Annotated in this window: 14 protein-coding genes; 5 read left to right on the top strand and 9 right to left on the bottom strand. The window is 46.0% G+C overall.

Annotated features, from left to right (window positions below; translation table 11 throughout):
* The first annotated feature begins 96 nt into the window (after nucleotides 1-96).
* Nucleotides 97-636, top strand: a complete 540-nt coding sequence (locus ACFS25_RS07280; RefSeq protein WP_381500779.1) for a C40 family peptidase — start codon at nucleotides 97-99, stop codon at nucleotides 634-636.
* Nucleotides 637-674: 38 nt separating this feature from the next.
* On the opposite strand, the gene argB is transcribed toward ACFS25_RS07280, so the two are convergent.
* From argB to ACFS25_RS07240, 8 genes are all read right to left on the bottom strand, one after another.
* Complete coding sequence (gene argB, locus ACFS25_RS07275) at nucleotides 675-1,493, bottom strand: acetylglutamate kinase (protein WP_381498062.1); 819 nt, start codon at nucleotides 1,491-1,493, stop codon at nucleotides 675-677.
* 80 nt (nucleotides 1,494-1,573) lie between these two features.
* Nucleotides 1,574-2,533, bottom strand: a complete 960-nt coding sequence (locus tag ACFS25_RS07270; RefSeq protein WP_381498059.1) for an N-acetylornithine carbamoyltransferase — start codon at nucleotides 2,531-2,533, stop codon at nucleotides 1,574-1,576.
* A gap of 150 nt (nucleotides 2,534-2,683) precedes the next feature.
* Complete coding sequence (locus tag ACFS25_RS07265; RefSeq protein ID WP_381498057.1) at nucleotides 2,684-3,817, bottom strand: aspartate aminotransferase family protein; 1,134 nt, start codon at nucleotides 3,815-3,817, stop codon at nucleotides 2,684-2,686.
* A 156-nt stretch (nucleotides 3,818-3,973) separates the two neighbouring features.
* Nucleotides 3,974-4,693, bottom strand: a complete 720-nt coding sequence (locus tag ACFS25_RS07260) for an alpha/beta fold hydrolase (RefSeq protein WP_381498055.1) — start codon at nucleotides 4,691-4,693, stop codon at nucleotides 3,974-3,976.
* A 5-nt stretch (nucleotides 4,694-4,698) separates the two neighbouring features.
* A complete protein-coding gene (locus ACFS25_RS07255; RefSeq protein WP_381498053.1) occupies nucleotides 4,699-5,334 on the bottom strand; it encodes a hypothetical protein in 636 nt (211 codons plus the stop codon).
* 199 nt (nucleotides 5,335-5,533) lie between these two features.
* Nucleotides 5,534-6,148: a hypothetical protein gene (locus tag ACFS25_RS07250; RefSeq protein ID WP_381498051.1), complete on the bottom strand. Its 615-nt coding sequence runs from the start codon at nucleotides 6,146-6,148 to the stop codon at nucleotides 5,534-5,536.
* A 212-nt stretch (nucleotides 6,149-6,360) separates the two neighbouring features.
* A complete protein-coding gene (gene clpX, locus ACFS25_RS07245) occupies nucleotides 6,361-7,593 on the bottom strand; it encodes an ATP-dependent Clp protease ATP-binding subunit ClpX (RefSeq protein WP_381498049.1) in 1,233 nt (410 codons plus the stop codon).
* A 323-nt stretch (nucleotides 7,594-7,916) separates the two neighbouring features.
* Entirely contained in the window at nucleotides 7,917-8,606 is a 690-nt protein-coding gene (locus ACFS25_RS07240) for a ClpP family protease (protein ID WP_381498048.1), read from the bottom strand.
* Nucleotides 8,607-8,739: 133 nt separating this feature from the next.
* On the opposite strand from ACFS25_RS07240, the gene ACFS25_RS07235 reads away from it, so the two are divergent.
* The 4 genes from ACFS25_RS07235 to ACFS25_RS07220 all read left to right on the top strand — a co-directional run bounded on the left by ACFS25_RS07235 (nucleotide 8,740) and on the right by ACFS25_RS07220 (nucleotide 12,052).
* Complete coding sequence (locus ACFS25_RS07235; RefSeq protein ID WP_381498046.1) at nucleotides 8,740-9,165, top strand: helix-turn-helix domain-containing protein; 426 nt, start codon at nucleotides 8,740-8,742, stop codon at nucleotides 9,163-9,165.
* A gap of 75 nt (nucleotides 9,166-9,240) precedes the next feature.
* On the top strand, nucleotides 9,241-10,347 hold the full coding sequence (locus ACFS25_RS07230; protein WP_381498045.1) for an AAA family ATPase: 1,107 nt from the start codon (nucleotides 9,241-9,243) through the stop codon (nucleotides 10,345-10,347).
* Nucleotides 10,344-10,985, top strand: a complete 642-nt coding sequence (locus ACFS25_RS07225) for a DUF3226 domain-containing protein (protein WP_381498043.1) — start codon at nucleotides 10,344-10,346, stop codon at nucleotides 10,983-10,985. Before ACFS25_RS07230 ends, ACFS25_RS07225 begins: the two co-directional genes overlap by 4 nt.
* Entirely contained in the window at nucleotides 10,982-12,052 is a 1,071-nt protein-coding gene (locus tag ACFS25_RS07220) for a M42 family metallopeptidase (protein WP_381498041.1), read from the top strand. Before ACFS25_RS07225 ends, ACFS25_RS07220 begins: the two co-directional genes overlap by 4 nt.
* Before the next feature lie 66 nt (nucleotides 12,053-12,118).
* On the opposite strand, the gene ACFS25_RS07215 is transcribed toward ACFS25_RS07220, so the two are convergent.
* The gene (locus ACFS25_RS07215) at nucleotides 12,119-15,079 is read right to left on the bottom strand and encodes an outer membrane beta-barrel protein (RefSeq protein ID WP_381498040.1); all 2,961 of its coding nucleotides are present in this window, start codon (nucleotides 15,077-15,079) and stop codon (nucleotides 12,119-12,121) included.
* Nucleotides 15,080-15,085 lie beyond the last annotated feature (6 nt).

Raw genomic sequence — 15,085 nt, 5'->3', positions numbered from 1 at the left:
TATTAATGTGTAGAACTTTTTTCTCATCCCATAGGTAGAATGTCCACGATTAGCTACTTTTATGGAGCGTAACTCGGATTTGACCTCAATTTTATGATGAGAAAAATGCTCCTGGCAGTAGTTTGTACTGTCTCGTTTGGCATCGTTCAAGCACAAGTCGTACCTAGTGTAACAAATGAATTAACTGACGTAGCCACAACGTCAAACCAAGTAAGTTTCTACGAGCAAATTCCGCTCGTTAAAGATGTCATCAACTTCGCCAAGGAGCATCTTTCAATTCGCTATCGTTCTGGCGGCACCACCACAAGAGGCTTCGACTGCTCTGGTTTCACTCGCTTCTGTTATAATAAGTTTGGCATTTCACTTCCGCATTCCAGCGCTGCACAGGGCAACATAGGTTCGGCTATTGACAAAGACGAAGCTCAACCCGGCGATCTGATTCTGTTTAAAGGTCACAGTTCAGGTGGCAATCGAATTGGTCATGTCGGTCTCATTACAGAGGTTATTGGCGACCGAATTAAATTCATCCACTCTGCCTGGAACGGGGGCGTCCGCTACGATTACCTTCAGGCGAGCTATTACCAACGTCGATTTATGGGCGTTCGACGCGTGGCTCATTTACTGGCTAATAAGTAACGTAATCGGTTAGCATTCCAGCAGAACGCTACATTAGGTCAAGATGTAGTATGGTAGCCTCCTGACTGATCGTCTTTCAATTTCAGCGTCGTTCCAGCTCCCTGACTTACAGCCATTTCCACCTCGTCGGCATGGCAAATAATCACTTTCGACACGCCGTTCGCCAAAGCGTTGAAGGCATTATCTAACTTCGGAATCATGCCCTTATTGATGATTCCAGCGGCTTTATACTCTGCATAAAGAGCGGGCGTAAGCTCGCTAATGACGCTAGTATCATCAGTTGGATCTTTCAGAACTCCCTTTTTCTCAAAACAATAAAGTAGGGTCACATCGTTGTGACGCACCATATCAACGGCAATTGCCGAAGCCATTGTATCGGCGTTAGTGTTCAGCAAATCACCGGATAAACTATACGTAATAGGGGCAAAAACGGGTGTTAGGTTCTGACGTAAAAAAAACTGAATTTGTCCCGAATCGACTTCTTCAATATCGCCAACCATGCCATAGTCAATATCTTTGACCGGGCGTTTTTTAGCCAGCACCGTTCCGGCATCAGCCCCCGTCATGCCAATAGCATTCACGGTCAACGCCTGAAGTTTAGCAACAATCTGCTTGTTGACTAAGCCCCCATACACCATCGTCACCACATCGAGCATTGGCTGATCGGTAATGCGTCGGCCTTCGACCATTGTTGTTGGAATGCCTAATTTCTCAGCCACTTGCGTAGCTATTTTCCCTCCGCCATGTACTAGTAACTTGGATCCCGGCAAGCCAGCAAAGGATGTTAGAAACCGTTGTAATGCCGCAGAATCGTCGATGACGTTTCCACCAATTTTGATAACAATAAGCGTCTGCATGGGATTTAAGCGAACACATTAGCTCGGCAGTAAAAAACGATGTAAAAACGTCTGTGTTTGCCGGGCCAATCAATGTGGTATTACATACTTTTTAGTATTTCTTTCAAAACCGCCTGAGCCGACCATTCGCGGTTGGCAGCCTGTTCAATTACCAGTGATTGAGGACTATCCAGCACCGCATCAGACACTTTTAAATTACGACGTACGGGTAAGCAATGCATAAACTTACCATCATTCGTAAGGCGTAAGTCATCCATTGTTACAGCCCAGGACGAGTCTTGTGTAAGTACCTGACCGTAGTTTGTATAGGACGACCAATTTTTCCCATAAATAAAATCGGCACCGGCAAAGGCTTCATCCTGATTGTGCGTCACACGGGCATTACCGACAAATTCGGGAGCAAGTTCGTATCCTTCCGGGTGGGTCACGATAAATTCAACATTTCCTGAATCGACACGGGCGTTCATCCATTCGCAAAATGAATTGGCTACTGCCTGCGGCAAAGGCTTAAAGTGTGGCAACCAGGTTAGTACAACCTTCGGGCGAGTTACCTTTTTTGCTTCCTCAATTGTAATGCAATCCGCCAGCGATTGTAACGGGTGGCGCGTGGCCGATTCAAGGTTGACAATGGGCACTTTGGCATAGGTAGCAAACTGGTGCATGACCTGCTCCCGGTAGTCTTTGTCACGATCTTTGAGTTCGGCAAAAGCGCGAATACCAATTATGTTGCAATACCGGCCCATGACGGCTGCTGCTTCACGAACGTGTTCAGCTTTGTCGCCATTCATAAGCACACCTTCCTCCATTTCCAGTCCCCAGCTATCCTGACCAACGTTCATGGTCATTACATTCATACCGAGGTTTTGAGCAGCCTTTTGTGTGCTTAGTCGTGTTCGCAAGCTGGAATTAAAGAAGACCAGGCCGATCGTTTTATTTTTACCAAGAAGTTGATCGGCAAAGGGATTGGCTTTGGCAGCAAGTCCGGATTGAATCAGGGCGTCGATGTTCGTGACGTCAGCAAGGGAAAGAAAATTGTTCATATTAACTTTAACGCAGAGGTAGGCGCATCGATTTCAAGGTCTGTGTCCTCACAAACGTTATCCGAATAACTAATTACTAATTAATAGCTGATGCCCAAATGATCTGTGAGGACGCAAACTCAGGCAGTGATAGCTATATGATTTGGTATTTTACGATAACACAGCAACTTCTTTACGTAACGCATCCAGAAACATATCGGCTTCGTCAATACCAACAGCCAGCGAAGGCAGCAACCGAATGGTATTTTTTCCGGCTACACCTGTAAACTGCTTATGTTCGAATAACAGCATCTTACGTAATGAATCTACGGGAAAATCATATTCGATACCAATCATCAGGCCCCGACCACGCAGGTCTTTATACCCGCCAATCTGCCGAATACCTTCCATAAAGTAATTGCCAATACGGGTGGCATTTTCCATCAGTCCCTCATCGCGCATGATGTCTAACACAGCAATGGCAGCCGTGCAAGCCAGATGATTTCCACCGAAAGTCGTACCAAGTAGTCCATAGCTAGCCTTGAACTTGGGCGATATCAGAATGCCGCCAATGGGAAATCCATTACCCATTCCCTTCGCCATCGAAATAATATCGGCTTCGATACCGCTAAACTGGTGTGAGAAAAACTTACCTGACCGGCCATATCCACATTGAACACCGTCCAGAATAAGTATTGCACCCGTTTCGTCACACCGTTTACGGAGCGTCTGTAAAAACTCGTCGGTTGCCACTTGTATACCGCCCACACCCTGAATTCCTTCAATAATTACGGCGCAGGTATCGGTTGTAATGCCCGTTAGAGCAGCTTGGGAATCGTTATAGGGCAGAAATGTAACGTGCTGATTGTAATTTATCGGGGCTACAATAGCCGGATTGTCAGTAACAGCAACAGCCCCGGCGGTACGACCATGAAACGATTTGGTAAAGGCTACGACCTTTGTCCGTCCGTTGTGAAACGAGGCCAGTTTTAACGCGTTTTCGTTGGCCTCAGCCCCGGAATTACACAGAAATAAGGAATAATTGGGATGGTCGGAAAGATCCCCTAATTTATTCGCCAACTCCTGCTGTTGGGGAATCCTGACGGAATTGGAATAAAACGAAATTTTATTCAGTTGGTCCGTCAGTGCTTTCACGTAGCGCGGATGCGTATGACCAACCGAAATCACAGCATGACCACCGTAGAGATCGAGATAACGGGTGCCATCGGCATCCCAGAGGTAGCTACCCTGCGCCCTGACGGGCTCAATGTCGTATAGCGGATAAACATTAAAAAGCTCAGCCATTCGTTTGACGATATAAACGTATCGGATACGTTAAGTAATCCAATACTGTACCATAATTGAGGTGCAAGTTTACGGATAATCAATGTAAAATAGGGCCTAAAACGCAAAAAGGAAGCTGAATCAGCCTCCTCTATTCCAATACGTGTCTGTCATGGATTAGAATTTCCCAATAAATGATCGAATTGTCTGAATCGACGCAATAGGTTGCTCAATCATGCTTAAGTGTCCAGCTTGCTCAATGATGGCAACGCTGATCTGGTTGGACAAATCGGCTAATTGCGCTGTTTTCTCGTAGGGAATCAATTGGTCATCGCGGCCCAACACCAATAAAACGGGAAACAGAGCATTTCGCAAAACACCTGTTCGGTCAGGTCGACCCGCAATAGCCTTCATCCCGGCAATAAGCGCGTCGGCGGGCAAACTCTTGAAGCGCTCGACTAGTAGTTGCACTTTTTCGGGTGGGTATGTGGGTGCTACCATTTTTGGCAACTGCTTCTGAATAAACGGAGATGGTCCCTCCATTTCCAGCCCGTCAATAGCTTGCTGACGCGCCTGACGTCGATTTTCGTCGTCGGCGGTAGCAGTAGAATGGTAAAGAACTAATGCCTGCACCATCTCCGGGTGCTGTTCAGCAAAAGCAAGGGCCATATACCCTCCCATCGAATGTCCCACCAGCACGACTTTTTCGACCTTAGCTGCCTGTAGTCGAGCATACAGTTCATCCGCGTACTCATCAATCGTGGTGAGATTTGTGAGTTGGGCAAAGTCAGGTTTTAGAACCGAATTATCCAAAGCCAAATCGGCGTAGATGCTATCCCAAATGGAAGCATCTACGCCGTGACCGTGAATAAGCCCAATTGATACGGGTTTATTCATGTACTCTATGAGTTGTTGATAACACCAAGCAGAATAAGCACTAAGCCAACAATAAGACCAATCGCACCGATAACACCTAACACGCTGCCACCACCCAGAATGAGTAAAAGCAAACCAATGATACCGATGATAACTCCCAGACGAACATTGCTGCTCATTGCCTGAGTTTTCTCTGGCGCTACATGATTTTTGATTTTTTGGTCAATTTTTTTGAGCATTGTCCGCTCCATCAGCGACATCTTTTTTGTAGAAGCAGCATTTGTTGACACCATCGCTTTGCTGCTGGTTGTTGCCAATAGTTCGTTTAACCGCACCATTCGTTTAGCCAGTTTTTTGTTCGATGCCAGTTTGCTGTCGTTACGTACATAGGCTTCTACCTCGTTTACTGCCTGTTTTGTTTGAGCAATTTGTTGCTCAACCGGAACGGCAGTGGCAGGAGTTAACGTAGCGATTTCAGCAGGTTGTGCTGTTTCAATGGGTTGTACTGCTTCAATAGGCGTAGAGGCTGCCACCGTTACGGATTGTGCCGACTTAAAGCTTTCGCGGGCGCTAGGCTGAAAATACGCTACCTGACGGCTGCACGATGAAAGAAGGGCAGTGCCTAAAAGAGCTGCAAAAAGGTGTTTAGATAACATGCTCATAGTAGATTGTTTTAAAATAAATGATTAGTACAACATCCTCAACAACTACAACTTTATGCATTTGTTGGGACATTCGGAACATTAATGAAAAAATAGATACAAATAAGTGTTTTTAGTACTCAAGAGGTCATTAAAATCCCCGTCAGCGAGGTACTACTTTAGCTTGACGGGGACTTTATAGATCCTGAATTAATGCGTGTTACAACAACCCGATCAACAAAATAACTGCGCCAACCAGGATAGCCACAAGGCCAACCGTTGCAGCCGTACCAGACGTTAGTACCAATAGCAGCAGGCCAATGATAACCAAGACGGCACCCGCTGCCAATGTACCCTGACTGGACATTGCTTTGTTCGGATTAGCCGGAGCTAGTTGTTTGCTGATTTTCTTATTCATTTTTTTCAGTATCAACCGTTCCATCAAGTTCGCTTTTTTAGGAGCGCTAACCTCTGTAGGTGACACAGCTGCTTTAGTCGATGTTACAGCTAGTAGTGTCCGTACCCGATTTAGACGTTTTTGAACCGTTTTGTCAGTACTTAGTTTGCTATCGTTGCGCACCATAGCATCCATTTGATCCAGAGCCGTGGTAGCCTTGGCAACCTGTTCGGCAGGAGTCGCAACTGTTACAGGAACCGTTGCTTCAATAACCGCAGGAGCAGAACTCTCTGTGGTTGTTAGGGGTACTGCTTTAGTTGATGTTGTTACAAAGTGTTCACGCGCGCTAGGTTGCATGTAAGCCACTGGACGGCTGCATGACGAAAAGATAGCTGCTCCTAAAAGCGCGGTGAAGATGTGTTTGGAGAACATACGCATAGTGTACTGTTTTTAAGTGAACGAGTGAATTATCACTCTCATCAACTACAACTTTATTCATTTGTTGGCATTTTGATTAAAAAATTCATTCAGCATCAGCAAACGGAACAATTCGTGGAGGTTTACGTATAGGTATATACCTTATTCATAAAAAGGTCCGCCCTACATCAAGTCTGATGTAGAGCGGACCTTTTATGAATGCTTATAAGTGATTACGCTACTGAACGAAATTGATGGGTACTGGATTTCCCAAATTTTTCGCGGGCATACTCCAGACTAATAGTTAGCTCTTTCACAGCCGTTTGCGAAGGCATTTCAAACATGGCATCAGTAATAATTGACTCGCATATTGAGCGTAGCCCCCGTGCACCAAGCCCATACTGCAAAGCCTGATCAACAATATAATTCAGGGCGCTGGGGTCCCAATGAAGCGTAATATCCTCCATTCGAAAGAGTTTATCATACTGCTTCGTGATGGCATTTTTCGGCTCCGTCAAAATCTGCATCAGGGCCGAGCGGTCGAGCGGTTCGAGGTGAGTCAATACAGGTAAACGTCCGATAAGTTCAGGAATCAACCCGAATGATTTCAGGTCGAGGGCCGAAATATACCGCATTAGGTGGCCTCGCTCAAATGTTTCATTCAGCGGTCGGTTACCCGTGAAACCCATTGGTCGAGTGTTAATACGTTTCGTAATGTGCCGCTCAATTCCATCAAAGGCACCACCGCAGATGAATAAAATATTTTCGGTATTTAAAGCGATCATTCGCTGGTCGGGGTGCTTACGTCCCCCCTGGGGCGGCACATTCACAACCGATCCTTCCAGTAATTTCAACAGAGCCTGCTGAACACCCTCCCCACTTACATCGCGAGTTATGCTCGGATTGTCTGACTTGCGGGCGATTTTGTCAATCTCATCAATATAAACGATTCCGCGCTCGGCTGCTTCAACATTATAGTCGGCGGCCTGCAACAGACGTGTCAGAATAGTCTCAACATCTTCACCTACGTAGCCAGCTTCTGTAATAACTGTTGCGTCGGCAATGCAGAACGGCACTTCGAGTATTTTGGCTATCGAGCGGGCAAGATACGTTTTACCCGTGCCGGTTTCGCCCACCATAATGATGTTCGATTTTTCAATCGTTACGTCATCATTGGTATTTGGCTGCATCAATCGTTTATAGTGATTATAAACGGCAACCGTGATTGACTTTTTGGCTTCGTCTTGACCAACAACGTATTGGTCGAGGTGGCGCTTCATATCAATCGGTTTAATGAGCTTAATATTTATCTCGGTTGGGTCGCTGCGTTTGGGGCGCGTTTCGTCCAACACCACCTGATGACCCTGCTCAATGCAGTAGTTACAGATGTGCGCGTCGATACCCGACAGCAATAGTAGTACTTCGTTTTTGCGTCGTCCACAGAACGAGCAAGTAATTTGTGGCATGAACGGTTGCAGTGTAAAGGGGCTGGGGGTTATCGAATGAGGCAAACGTATTCACGTTTGTCATTCAGTTTGGTTAAACGGTTCTTGTAAACGCTTTATTACGCTAATTTCGCGACAAAAAATGACTCAGGCGAATCTGAGTCGTTGGAGATTAACAAAGTTATTAATTGGTAGTCAAACGGCCAAGTCGGGTTAAGATTCCGATCTTTGTAGGGTGTACTTTTTTACTCTGTACACAAACTTAACGGGTACCCAACAAAAACGCGGGAGCTACTAAGCGTAACTCCCGCGTTTCTTTATTGACTCTACCCCGTCTGTTCAGACTATTTTTCCCGGCGCAATACTTCATCAATTAAACCATATTCTTTCGCTTCTTCGGCACGCATCCACTTGTCGCGATCCGAATCTTTTTCGATTTGCTCAATGGGTTTACCTGAGTGAAGCGCCAAAATTTCGTATAACTCTTCGCGTAGTTTGACGATTTCGCGGGCGGTAATTTCAATATCGACCGACTGACCCTGAGCACCACCCGAAGGCTGGTGAATCATAACACGGGCGTGAGGTAAGGCTGAGCGTTTTCCGGCGGCACCACCAGCCAGCAGTACAGCTCCCATAGAAGCAGCAAGACTGGTACAAACGGTAGCCACATCGGGCCGAACATATTGCATGGTGTCGTAGATACCCAAACCGGCATACACCGAACCACCAGGGCTATTTAAATACATCAGGATATCCTTTTTAGGATCAGCCGACTCCAGGAAGAGCAACTGCGCCACAATGATATTAGCGATGTTGTCATCGACGGGTAAGCCCATGAAGATGATACGGTCGGCCATCAAGCGTGAAAACACATCGACTTCGCGGAAATTCATCGGGCGTTCTTCAATGACCGAGCGGGTCATGTTTTCAACCCTATTACTTTCGATGGTGTGCTTTACGTAACCATCCACCGTCAGGCCATTAAGACCCATGTGATGCACGGCGAAATTGCGGAATTCTTTTTCGTTATTCATAATTGGGTTTACTTCTTGATTTGAAAACCAAGAACGGTTGGTGTAAGTTCGAGAATTGTTTCGTTACAAAATTGCGTTATCATCACGAAAAGCCCTGTCGGTTTTGATTTAGATTTTATCGTTATTACTTGATATGAACTCCATCACTAATCATGGTCCGGCAGAAAAAATACGCCTGCAACGGCTCCAACGCGGTTTATCACAGGAAAACATGGCTGATCTGCTCAACCTGTCCACTACTGCCTATGGCGATATTGAACGGGGAAAAACTGATCTGACACTCTCCCGGCTGGCCCAAATTGCAACCGTTTTGGCCATCTCTCCTTTAATCCTGCTCACCGACGAAGCTATTTCGGCGCAAGTTATTGAGGTAAAATCCGACGAACTCATCAGCCACGAACTCGAAACACTCCGCCTGACAGTCGAAAAACAACAACTCGAATTAGACAAGCTGCGCCTTGAAGCCAACTACTGGAAGCGTAAATATGACGACCGCATTGCGATGGACCTGTTGCGCTACATGGACGTAGAACAAACCCGCGAGCGGATTGGGTTTTAGAATGCCCTGCCAAACGTACAAGACAGTTTAGTACATTTGTTCACCCCCTTTTTGTTGGCTAAGTCAGTGTCATTTATGGAAAAGCAACACCTCACCTACTTCAAAATCGAGAACTTCAAACGGTTCGACTCCTTCGAGATGAGCAATCTGGGGCAGTTCAACCTGATTGTAGGGGATAATAATGTGGGAAAAACGTCAGTGCTGGAAGCGTTGACGTTTGATGAAAACATCACTAGGCTTGCCTATAACTATTGGATTACATTCTGGGATAGAGGCCTAGCTCAATCACAGGAAGCTGAGTTTACTTACAAAGAAATTCAACAAACTCGTTTCTGGGAAGCAATTTTTAAGAAAGCAGGTCCTATTAGAATTACAGCAAATAACATTGATCTGCGTCTAGAGCTCAGACCTCACCAACAACTTTATGACCCTGAGAAAGCAGCTATAAAAGAATCAGTTGTCACTACAATTCCAGATCAATGGTTAAAACTATCCAAAATACATAACGAAGGGAAATTTATTGATTGGCAACTTATTGCTGCTTATTTTGAAGGGTCAGCGATACCTAAATACAACGGTTTCAACTTAGATTCTTATGTTCCATTCATATCGGCAAACCTAGGATATGGATCAGAATTGATAGGCATTTACTATCAATTCGTCAATTCCAATAAAAATATTAGGAAGGAAATCGAGAGTAATCTACGGTTATTCATCCCCAAAATCGAAGAAATACGTCCTCACAAAATTGGAAACAGTGAAGTATTAGGGATAATTCTCTCAGATAGCAATACTCTATATCCACTTACTTATTTTGGAGACGGTACTGTTAAATATTTTCGTCTTCTCCTAGAAGTACTGATAACAGAAAACCGACGTTTAATGGTCGATGAAATCGGTGCTGGTATCCATTTTACTCATCAAAAAACTTACTGGAAAAATATTATTCAGCTCTTTTCTAAATACAACGTCCAACTATTCGCCACTACTCATAGCCTCGAATGCCAGCAAGCATTTGTTGAAGCCCTTTCGGATGAGGATATGAAACAATTTCAGTCTGAAGCCCGCAATATTGCTCTTCTTGAGAACAAACAAGGCGAAGTGAAAGCGTTTACATATGACTTCGAGCAATTCGAGTTTTCGCTAAGTATTGGCGTTAATACAAGAGGAGGCCAATTATGAGTAAAATTAAGATATTGGTAGAGGGTATTGCCGATGCCAAATTTCTCCAAGACCTAATCAATGAATGGTATACTTACCCCTTGGGTATTGCTAGTTTAGGGAAGCTTGGTGACATTATTCATCTGGATGGTAAAGACGCTTTTGATAGTGCTAATAAACTGGAAAAACTAAGTATTTTATTTGAGCAAGCTGACTTTTTAGGTATTCCAGTAATTGTAATATTCGACGCAGATCATTACCCAGACAATCATTTATTATTTAGCTCCCATAGCCAAACACATGGGTTTACGTTCTTTTTGCTTCCAAATAATGAAGCTGATGGTGATTTAGAAACCCTTCTTCAAACTATAATTCATCCAGAGAACCAAATTATTTTTGACTGTTGGCAAGCCTATGAGTCGTGTCTAAATGGCAAAAAAACTGCGATGACTGAGACGGGCTTATTTACATTACCAGCTCGAAAAACCAAAATATATGCCTATCTCGAAGCATTAGTTGGTGAGTCGGGTACAGAAAAAGAAAAAATAAAAGAGCGTCAACGCGATTACAGAAATGAAAACCACTGGAACCTTGACCCCACATACCCAACCCTCAAACCATTAAAAGAATTTTTAGACCCATTTTTTAGCATCCAATGAACGAACAAAGTAAAAAATTTCTGTATCAGTACCTCAACAACGCTTCGCCCACAGGCTTTGAATCGTCGGGACAGCAGATTTGGCTGGATTATCTCAAACCTTACACGGACGAATACATTGTTGATACGTATGGCACTGCCGTTGGTGTTATAGGGCCGGGAAAAGACTACAAAGTTGTTATTGAAGCCCACGCCGATGAGATTTCGTGGTTCATCAATTACATCTCCGACGATGGTTACCTCTTCGTCCGGCGAAACGGGGGCTCCGACGCCCTCATTGCTCCTTCGATGCGGGTAAATCTGCACACGAAAAAAGGTGTTGTGGAAGGCGTTTTTGGCTGGCCTGCTATTCACGTTCGTGACCTTGCCAAAGACACGGCGCCAAAAATAACAGACCTGTTTATTGACGTTGGTGCGGCCACCAAACAGGAAGTACTGGACATGGGCATTCACGTTGGAACGGTCTGCACATTCGTCGATGGTTTGATGGAATTAAATAACCGCTATTATGTTGGGCGGGCGCTGGACAATCGCATGGGTGGTTTCATGATTGCCGAAGTCGCCCGTTTGTTGAAAGAAAACAACGTAACGCTGCCGTTCACGCTCTACGTCGTCAACGCCGTACAGGAAGAGATCGGCCTTCGGGGTGCCGAAATGATTGCCCGACGACTCCGACCCGACCTGGCTATTTGCACTGACGTTACACACGATACGCAATCGCCAAAGTACGACAAAAAGGAACAGGGCGATCTTAAATGTGGCGACGGACCTGTGTTGTGCTACGGCCCCGCTGTACAAAACAATGTGCTCGATTTTATGATTGGTGTGGCAGAACAGCAGGATATTGCCTTCCAGCGTCAGGCCGTCAGTCGCTCGACGGGCACCGATACCGATGGATTCGCCTACGCTACCGAAGGCATTGCGTCGGCCCTGATTTCGCTTCCGCTCAAATACATGCACACTACGGTTGAGACCGTTCACATGGACGATGTGCAAAACGTTATCAAACTCATGTACGAAACGCTTCTGGCCTTGAAAGGCGGAGAAGATTTTCGGTATATAAAGTAAGACATACGAAAAGGCTTCTGTGGTGTCGGTTTCTCAAACCGACACCACAAAAATATAAAATATCAATTATCCATTTCTTCGAAAACCTCCTCCCTGACCCCGGCCATCGCCCCGCCCTGGCTGACTAAAGGGATCTCTTGGTGGCGTAATGCCCGCACCAAACCGGCGTAGGTTATACACAAAACTTACCATGAAATACCGGTTCAGAACCCGGCTCTGCACTTCTTCGGTATAGGTGTCTGTTACGTTTCTTACAATACTCCGGTTTTGGTTTAGCATATCGAACGCCTGAAACCGAATTTCGCCCTGTTTCTGCTTAAATAATTGCCGAGCCAACGTTGCATTCCAGAGCGTAAACGACTGGTTAGCGCTACCCGAATTTCCGCCATAATGATTGAAATACACATCGGTCGAGAAGGTGAAATTTAGGGGCAGTTGATAGTACACATCAAACGTAATAGTCTGATTCAGGAAGGTCGTATTCTGTTGCGGTTGCAGCGAGTATTTAGCCGACTGAAGATTGATATTGCCAGCCAGATTCAAATCCAGTTTCTCCACGAAATTAGAACTTAGACTCGCTCCCTGCCCAACCAACCAATTTTGCGCCTGATTTGACTGGCTATTTACAAAACTCGTTCCCCGGTTATAGGTCAGATTCGTTGTCAGGCTAAGATTGGCTTTCTGAGGGCCAAGTTTAATGGGTTGTCCCATCACCAGCGAACCATTTACCGTATAATATCCATTCGTATTTACAGGCATTGTCGTTTGCGCTCCTGATGGGGTAAAAGTTGTCGAATTGACAATTTTATTATCCGTCCGACTAACGTTTAATAAAGCAAACAGATTACGGAACGTTGATGGCTCGAACCGATTGAAATTCAACGATACCGTGTGAGCGTATTCAGGTTGTAAACCGGCGTTGCCAAGCTGTATATTAAGTGGATTAGTGTTGTTCGGAACGGGCTGCAACTGGTTGACTGAGGGCGCGTTGATGCGGGTACGATACGTAAGACGCAACGTGCGGCTCTTGCCAAAGTTGTACGTAAACAGCGCATTCGGCAGTAGGTTCGTAAAGGTCCGGCTCAGGTTTGTTTCTCGACTCAAATTATCTGACCGCAGACTCGCCTGCTGCGCATCGAGGCCGAGGGCATAGGTATATTTCAATCGTTTAGTTTGCCACGTAAGTCCGCCCCGATTAGTTACGTAGTCATTTACAAAACGGTTGCTCAACAAGGAGTTTGGTTGATCATACTGGCTTGTCGTTTCGTTGAAATCATTGACCGCCCGGTTCGATGTGTTGTGGTTGTTTGACAGTGTGTAGTGAAACTCAAGTGTTTGGCGTAGTGAAAGCGGCTCTGTATAACTTACATTAATACTGTTCGTCATAGAGTGCGTTTGCTGGTCGTTTCGCTGGTTGATAATCTGCGTGTACAAGCCCGTCGAATCAGGCATTCCGGTGCTTCCCGAACCAGTCGTCGTTGAGATGGGCCGGCTTAACTTATTCACAGACCGATTGATACCTGCGTTGTCCTGATTGTTCAACGCTACATTCCAGTTTACAGAGAAAGTGCGTCCGCGCTTGTGGAACTTGCGAAACAGTAATAGTGAGTTATTACCGGTAAAGCCATCGCCCGTTGAATTGTAATTGGTCGTGCTCGAATTTGCCAGCACGCCCTGGCTGTTCACCGTTCTCGAATCACTTTGGTTGCTATACGTTGAACTCAGCCATGATAAACTCGGAATGACCCGAATCGTTGTCATCGAATCGAGCCGGTAGTCGAGTCGGAGATTGACGCGTTGATTCGTATTGGTATTATCAGAACCGTTAGTCTGGTTTCGCACAAACGATGAATCCGTCCGGGGAGTCGTTGTGCCCGACGTACTAAGGTTGGGCAATACGTTTTCCCTGCGGCTTTTTTGATCGGTGAGGGTGTTTGTATTGCTTGCATTATAGCTGCTCACTACATCAATTTTCTTTCCCCACCCATCGCGGTAGTTAATTCCTGCCGCCCACGATTGAGTAATGGCATTACTTCCCACCTGACCACTTCCATTACCGGCCCCTCCGGTAGCGCCACCACGAATTACATTGCCGCCACCACCGGCTCCCCCGCCCTGGCCTTGTCCGGCCCCGCCAAAGTTACCGCCAAGGCCCAAATCCTGAGCCGTAAACCCCTGCTGGTTAACATTATTAGCCATGCCAAGCACCGAAATCTGCTGGCCATTATTAAAGCGGTTCAAACTTACCCGACCCGAATACCGCGCGTCATCGCCGGGCTTTGGCCCGGCCCCAATCGTCTGCTGGCCAAACGAACCCTTTCGTTTATCCTTTTTCGTTGTAATGTTGATCGTTTTTGAGCGGTCTCCGTCGTCCACGCCCGAAAAGGCCGATTGTTCAGATAACTGGTCGAAAAGCTGTACTTTATCAATAATATCGGCGGGCAGATTACGCGTAGCCATTTTGGGGTCGTTGCCAAAAAACGGCTTACCATCCACCAATACTTTCGTAACAGCCTGTCCCTGAGCCGTAACCGTGCCATCGCGATCAACCTGCACGCCGGGCAATTTCTTGAGTAAGTCTTCTACCTGCGCATTCGGGCGGGTTTTGAACGAGCCCGCATTAAACTCCAGTGTATCGCCTTTTACGGCAATCGGGGCTTTTTCTCCCTGCACTGACACTTCGGTTAGCGTTTGCGATTGCGCGACCAAATCAATCGTTCCAGCATCGCCGGTAAGATCATCTTTCGTGATCGAAACACGACGGGCGCGGCTACGATAGCCCACATAGGTAACAAGCACCCGATATTGCCCTTCTGCCACTTTCAGAAAGACGAACTTCCCCTCTCCATCGGTAATCCCGAATGTCACCAGCGACGAATCGCGGGCTGATAACAGCGACACTGATGCTTCGAGTAGCGGCTTTCGGGATAGCGAATCCACTACCGATCCACGAATAGTACCCGATGATTGAGCAAAGCCAAACTCAAACGACAGAAAGCTTATAAGAACAATTAGAATAAGGCGCATAGCAGG

Origin of the sequence: Spirosoma flavum (genome assembly GCF_042686045.1) — a bacterium.
Taxonomy (GTDB): Bacteria; Bacteroidota; Bacteroidia; order Cytophagales; family Spirosomataceae; genus Spirosoma; species Spirosoma flavum.
The sequence above is the reverse complement of the archived record's forward strand: the minus strand, read 5'-3'. Positions and strand labels throughout refer to the sequence as shown.

Bases quoted from the DNA above. Each gene is read 5' to 3' on its own strand.
- ACFS25_RS07280 (WP_381500779.1), top strand. From the start codon at position 97: ATGAGAAAAATGCTCCTGGCAGTAGTTTGTACTGTCTCGTTTGGCATC.
- argB (WP_381498062.1), bottom strand. From the start codon at position 1,493: ATGCAGACGCTTATTGTTATCAAAATTGGTGGAAACGTCATCGACGAT.
- ACFS25_RS07270 (WP_381498059.1), bottom strand. From the start codon at position 2,533: ATGAACAATTTTCTTTCCCTTGCTGACGTCACGAACATCGACGCCCTG.
- ACFS25_RS07265 (WP_381498057.1), bottom strand. From the start codon at position 3,817: ATGGCTGAGCTTTTTAATGTTTATCCGCTATACGACATTGAGCCCGTC.
- ACFS25_RS07260 (WP_381498055.1), bottom strand. From the start codon at position 4,693: ATGAATAAACCCGTATCAATTGGGCTTATTCACGGTCACGGCGTAGAT.
- ACFS25_RS07255 (WP_381498053.1), bottom strand. From the start codon at position 5,334: ATGAGCATGTTATCTAAACACCTTTTTGCAGCTCTTTTAGGCACTGCC.
- ACFS25_RS07250 (WP_381498051.1), bottom strand. From the start codon at position 6,148: ATGCGTATGTTCTCCAAACACATCTTCACCGCGCTTTTAGGAGCAGCT.
- clpX (WP_381498049.1), bottom strand. From the start codon at position 7,593: ATGCCACAAATTACTTGCTCGTTCTGTGGACGACGCAAAAACGAAGTA.
- ACFS25_RS07240 (WP_381498048.1), bottom strand. From the start codon at position 8,606: ATGAATAACGAAAAAGAATTCCGCAATTTCGCCGTGCATCACATGGGT.
- ACFS25_RS07235 (WP_381498046.1), top strand. From the start codon at position 8,740: ATGAACTCCATCACTAATCATGGTCCGGCAGAAAAAATACGCCTGCAA.
- ACFS25_RS07230 (WP_381498045.1), top strand. From the start codon at position 9,241: ATGGAAAAGCAACACCTCACCTACTTCAAAATCGAGAACTTCAAACGG.
- ACFS25_RS07225 (WP_381498043.1), top strand. From the start codon at position 10,344: ATGAGTAAAATTAAGATATTGGTAGAGGGTATTGCCGATGCCAAATTT.
- ACFS25_RS07220 (WP_381498041.1), top strand. From the start codon at position 10,982: ATGAACGAACAAAGTAAAAAATTTCTGTATCAGTACCTCAACAACGCT.
- ACFS25_RS07215 (WP_381498040.1), bottom strand. From the start codon at position 15,079: ATGCGCCTTATTCTAATTGTTCTTATAAGCTTTCTGTCGTTTGAGTTT.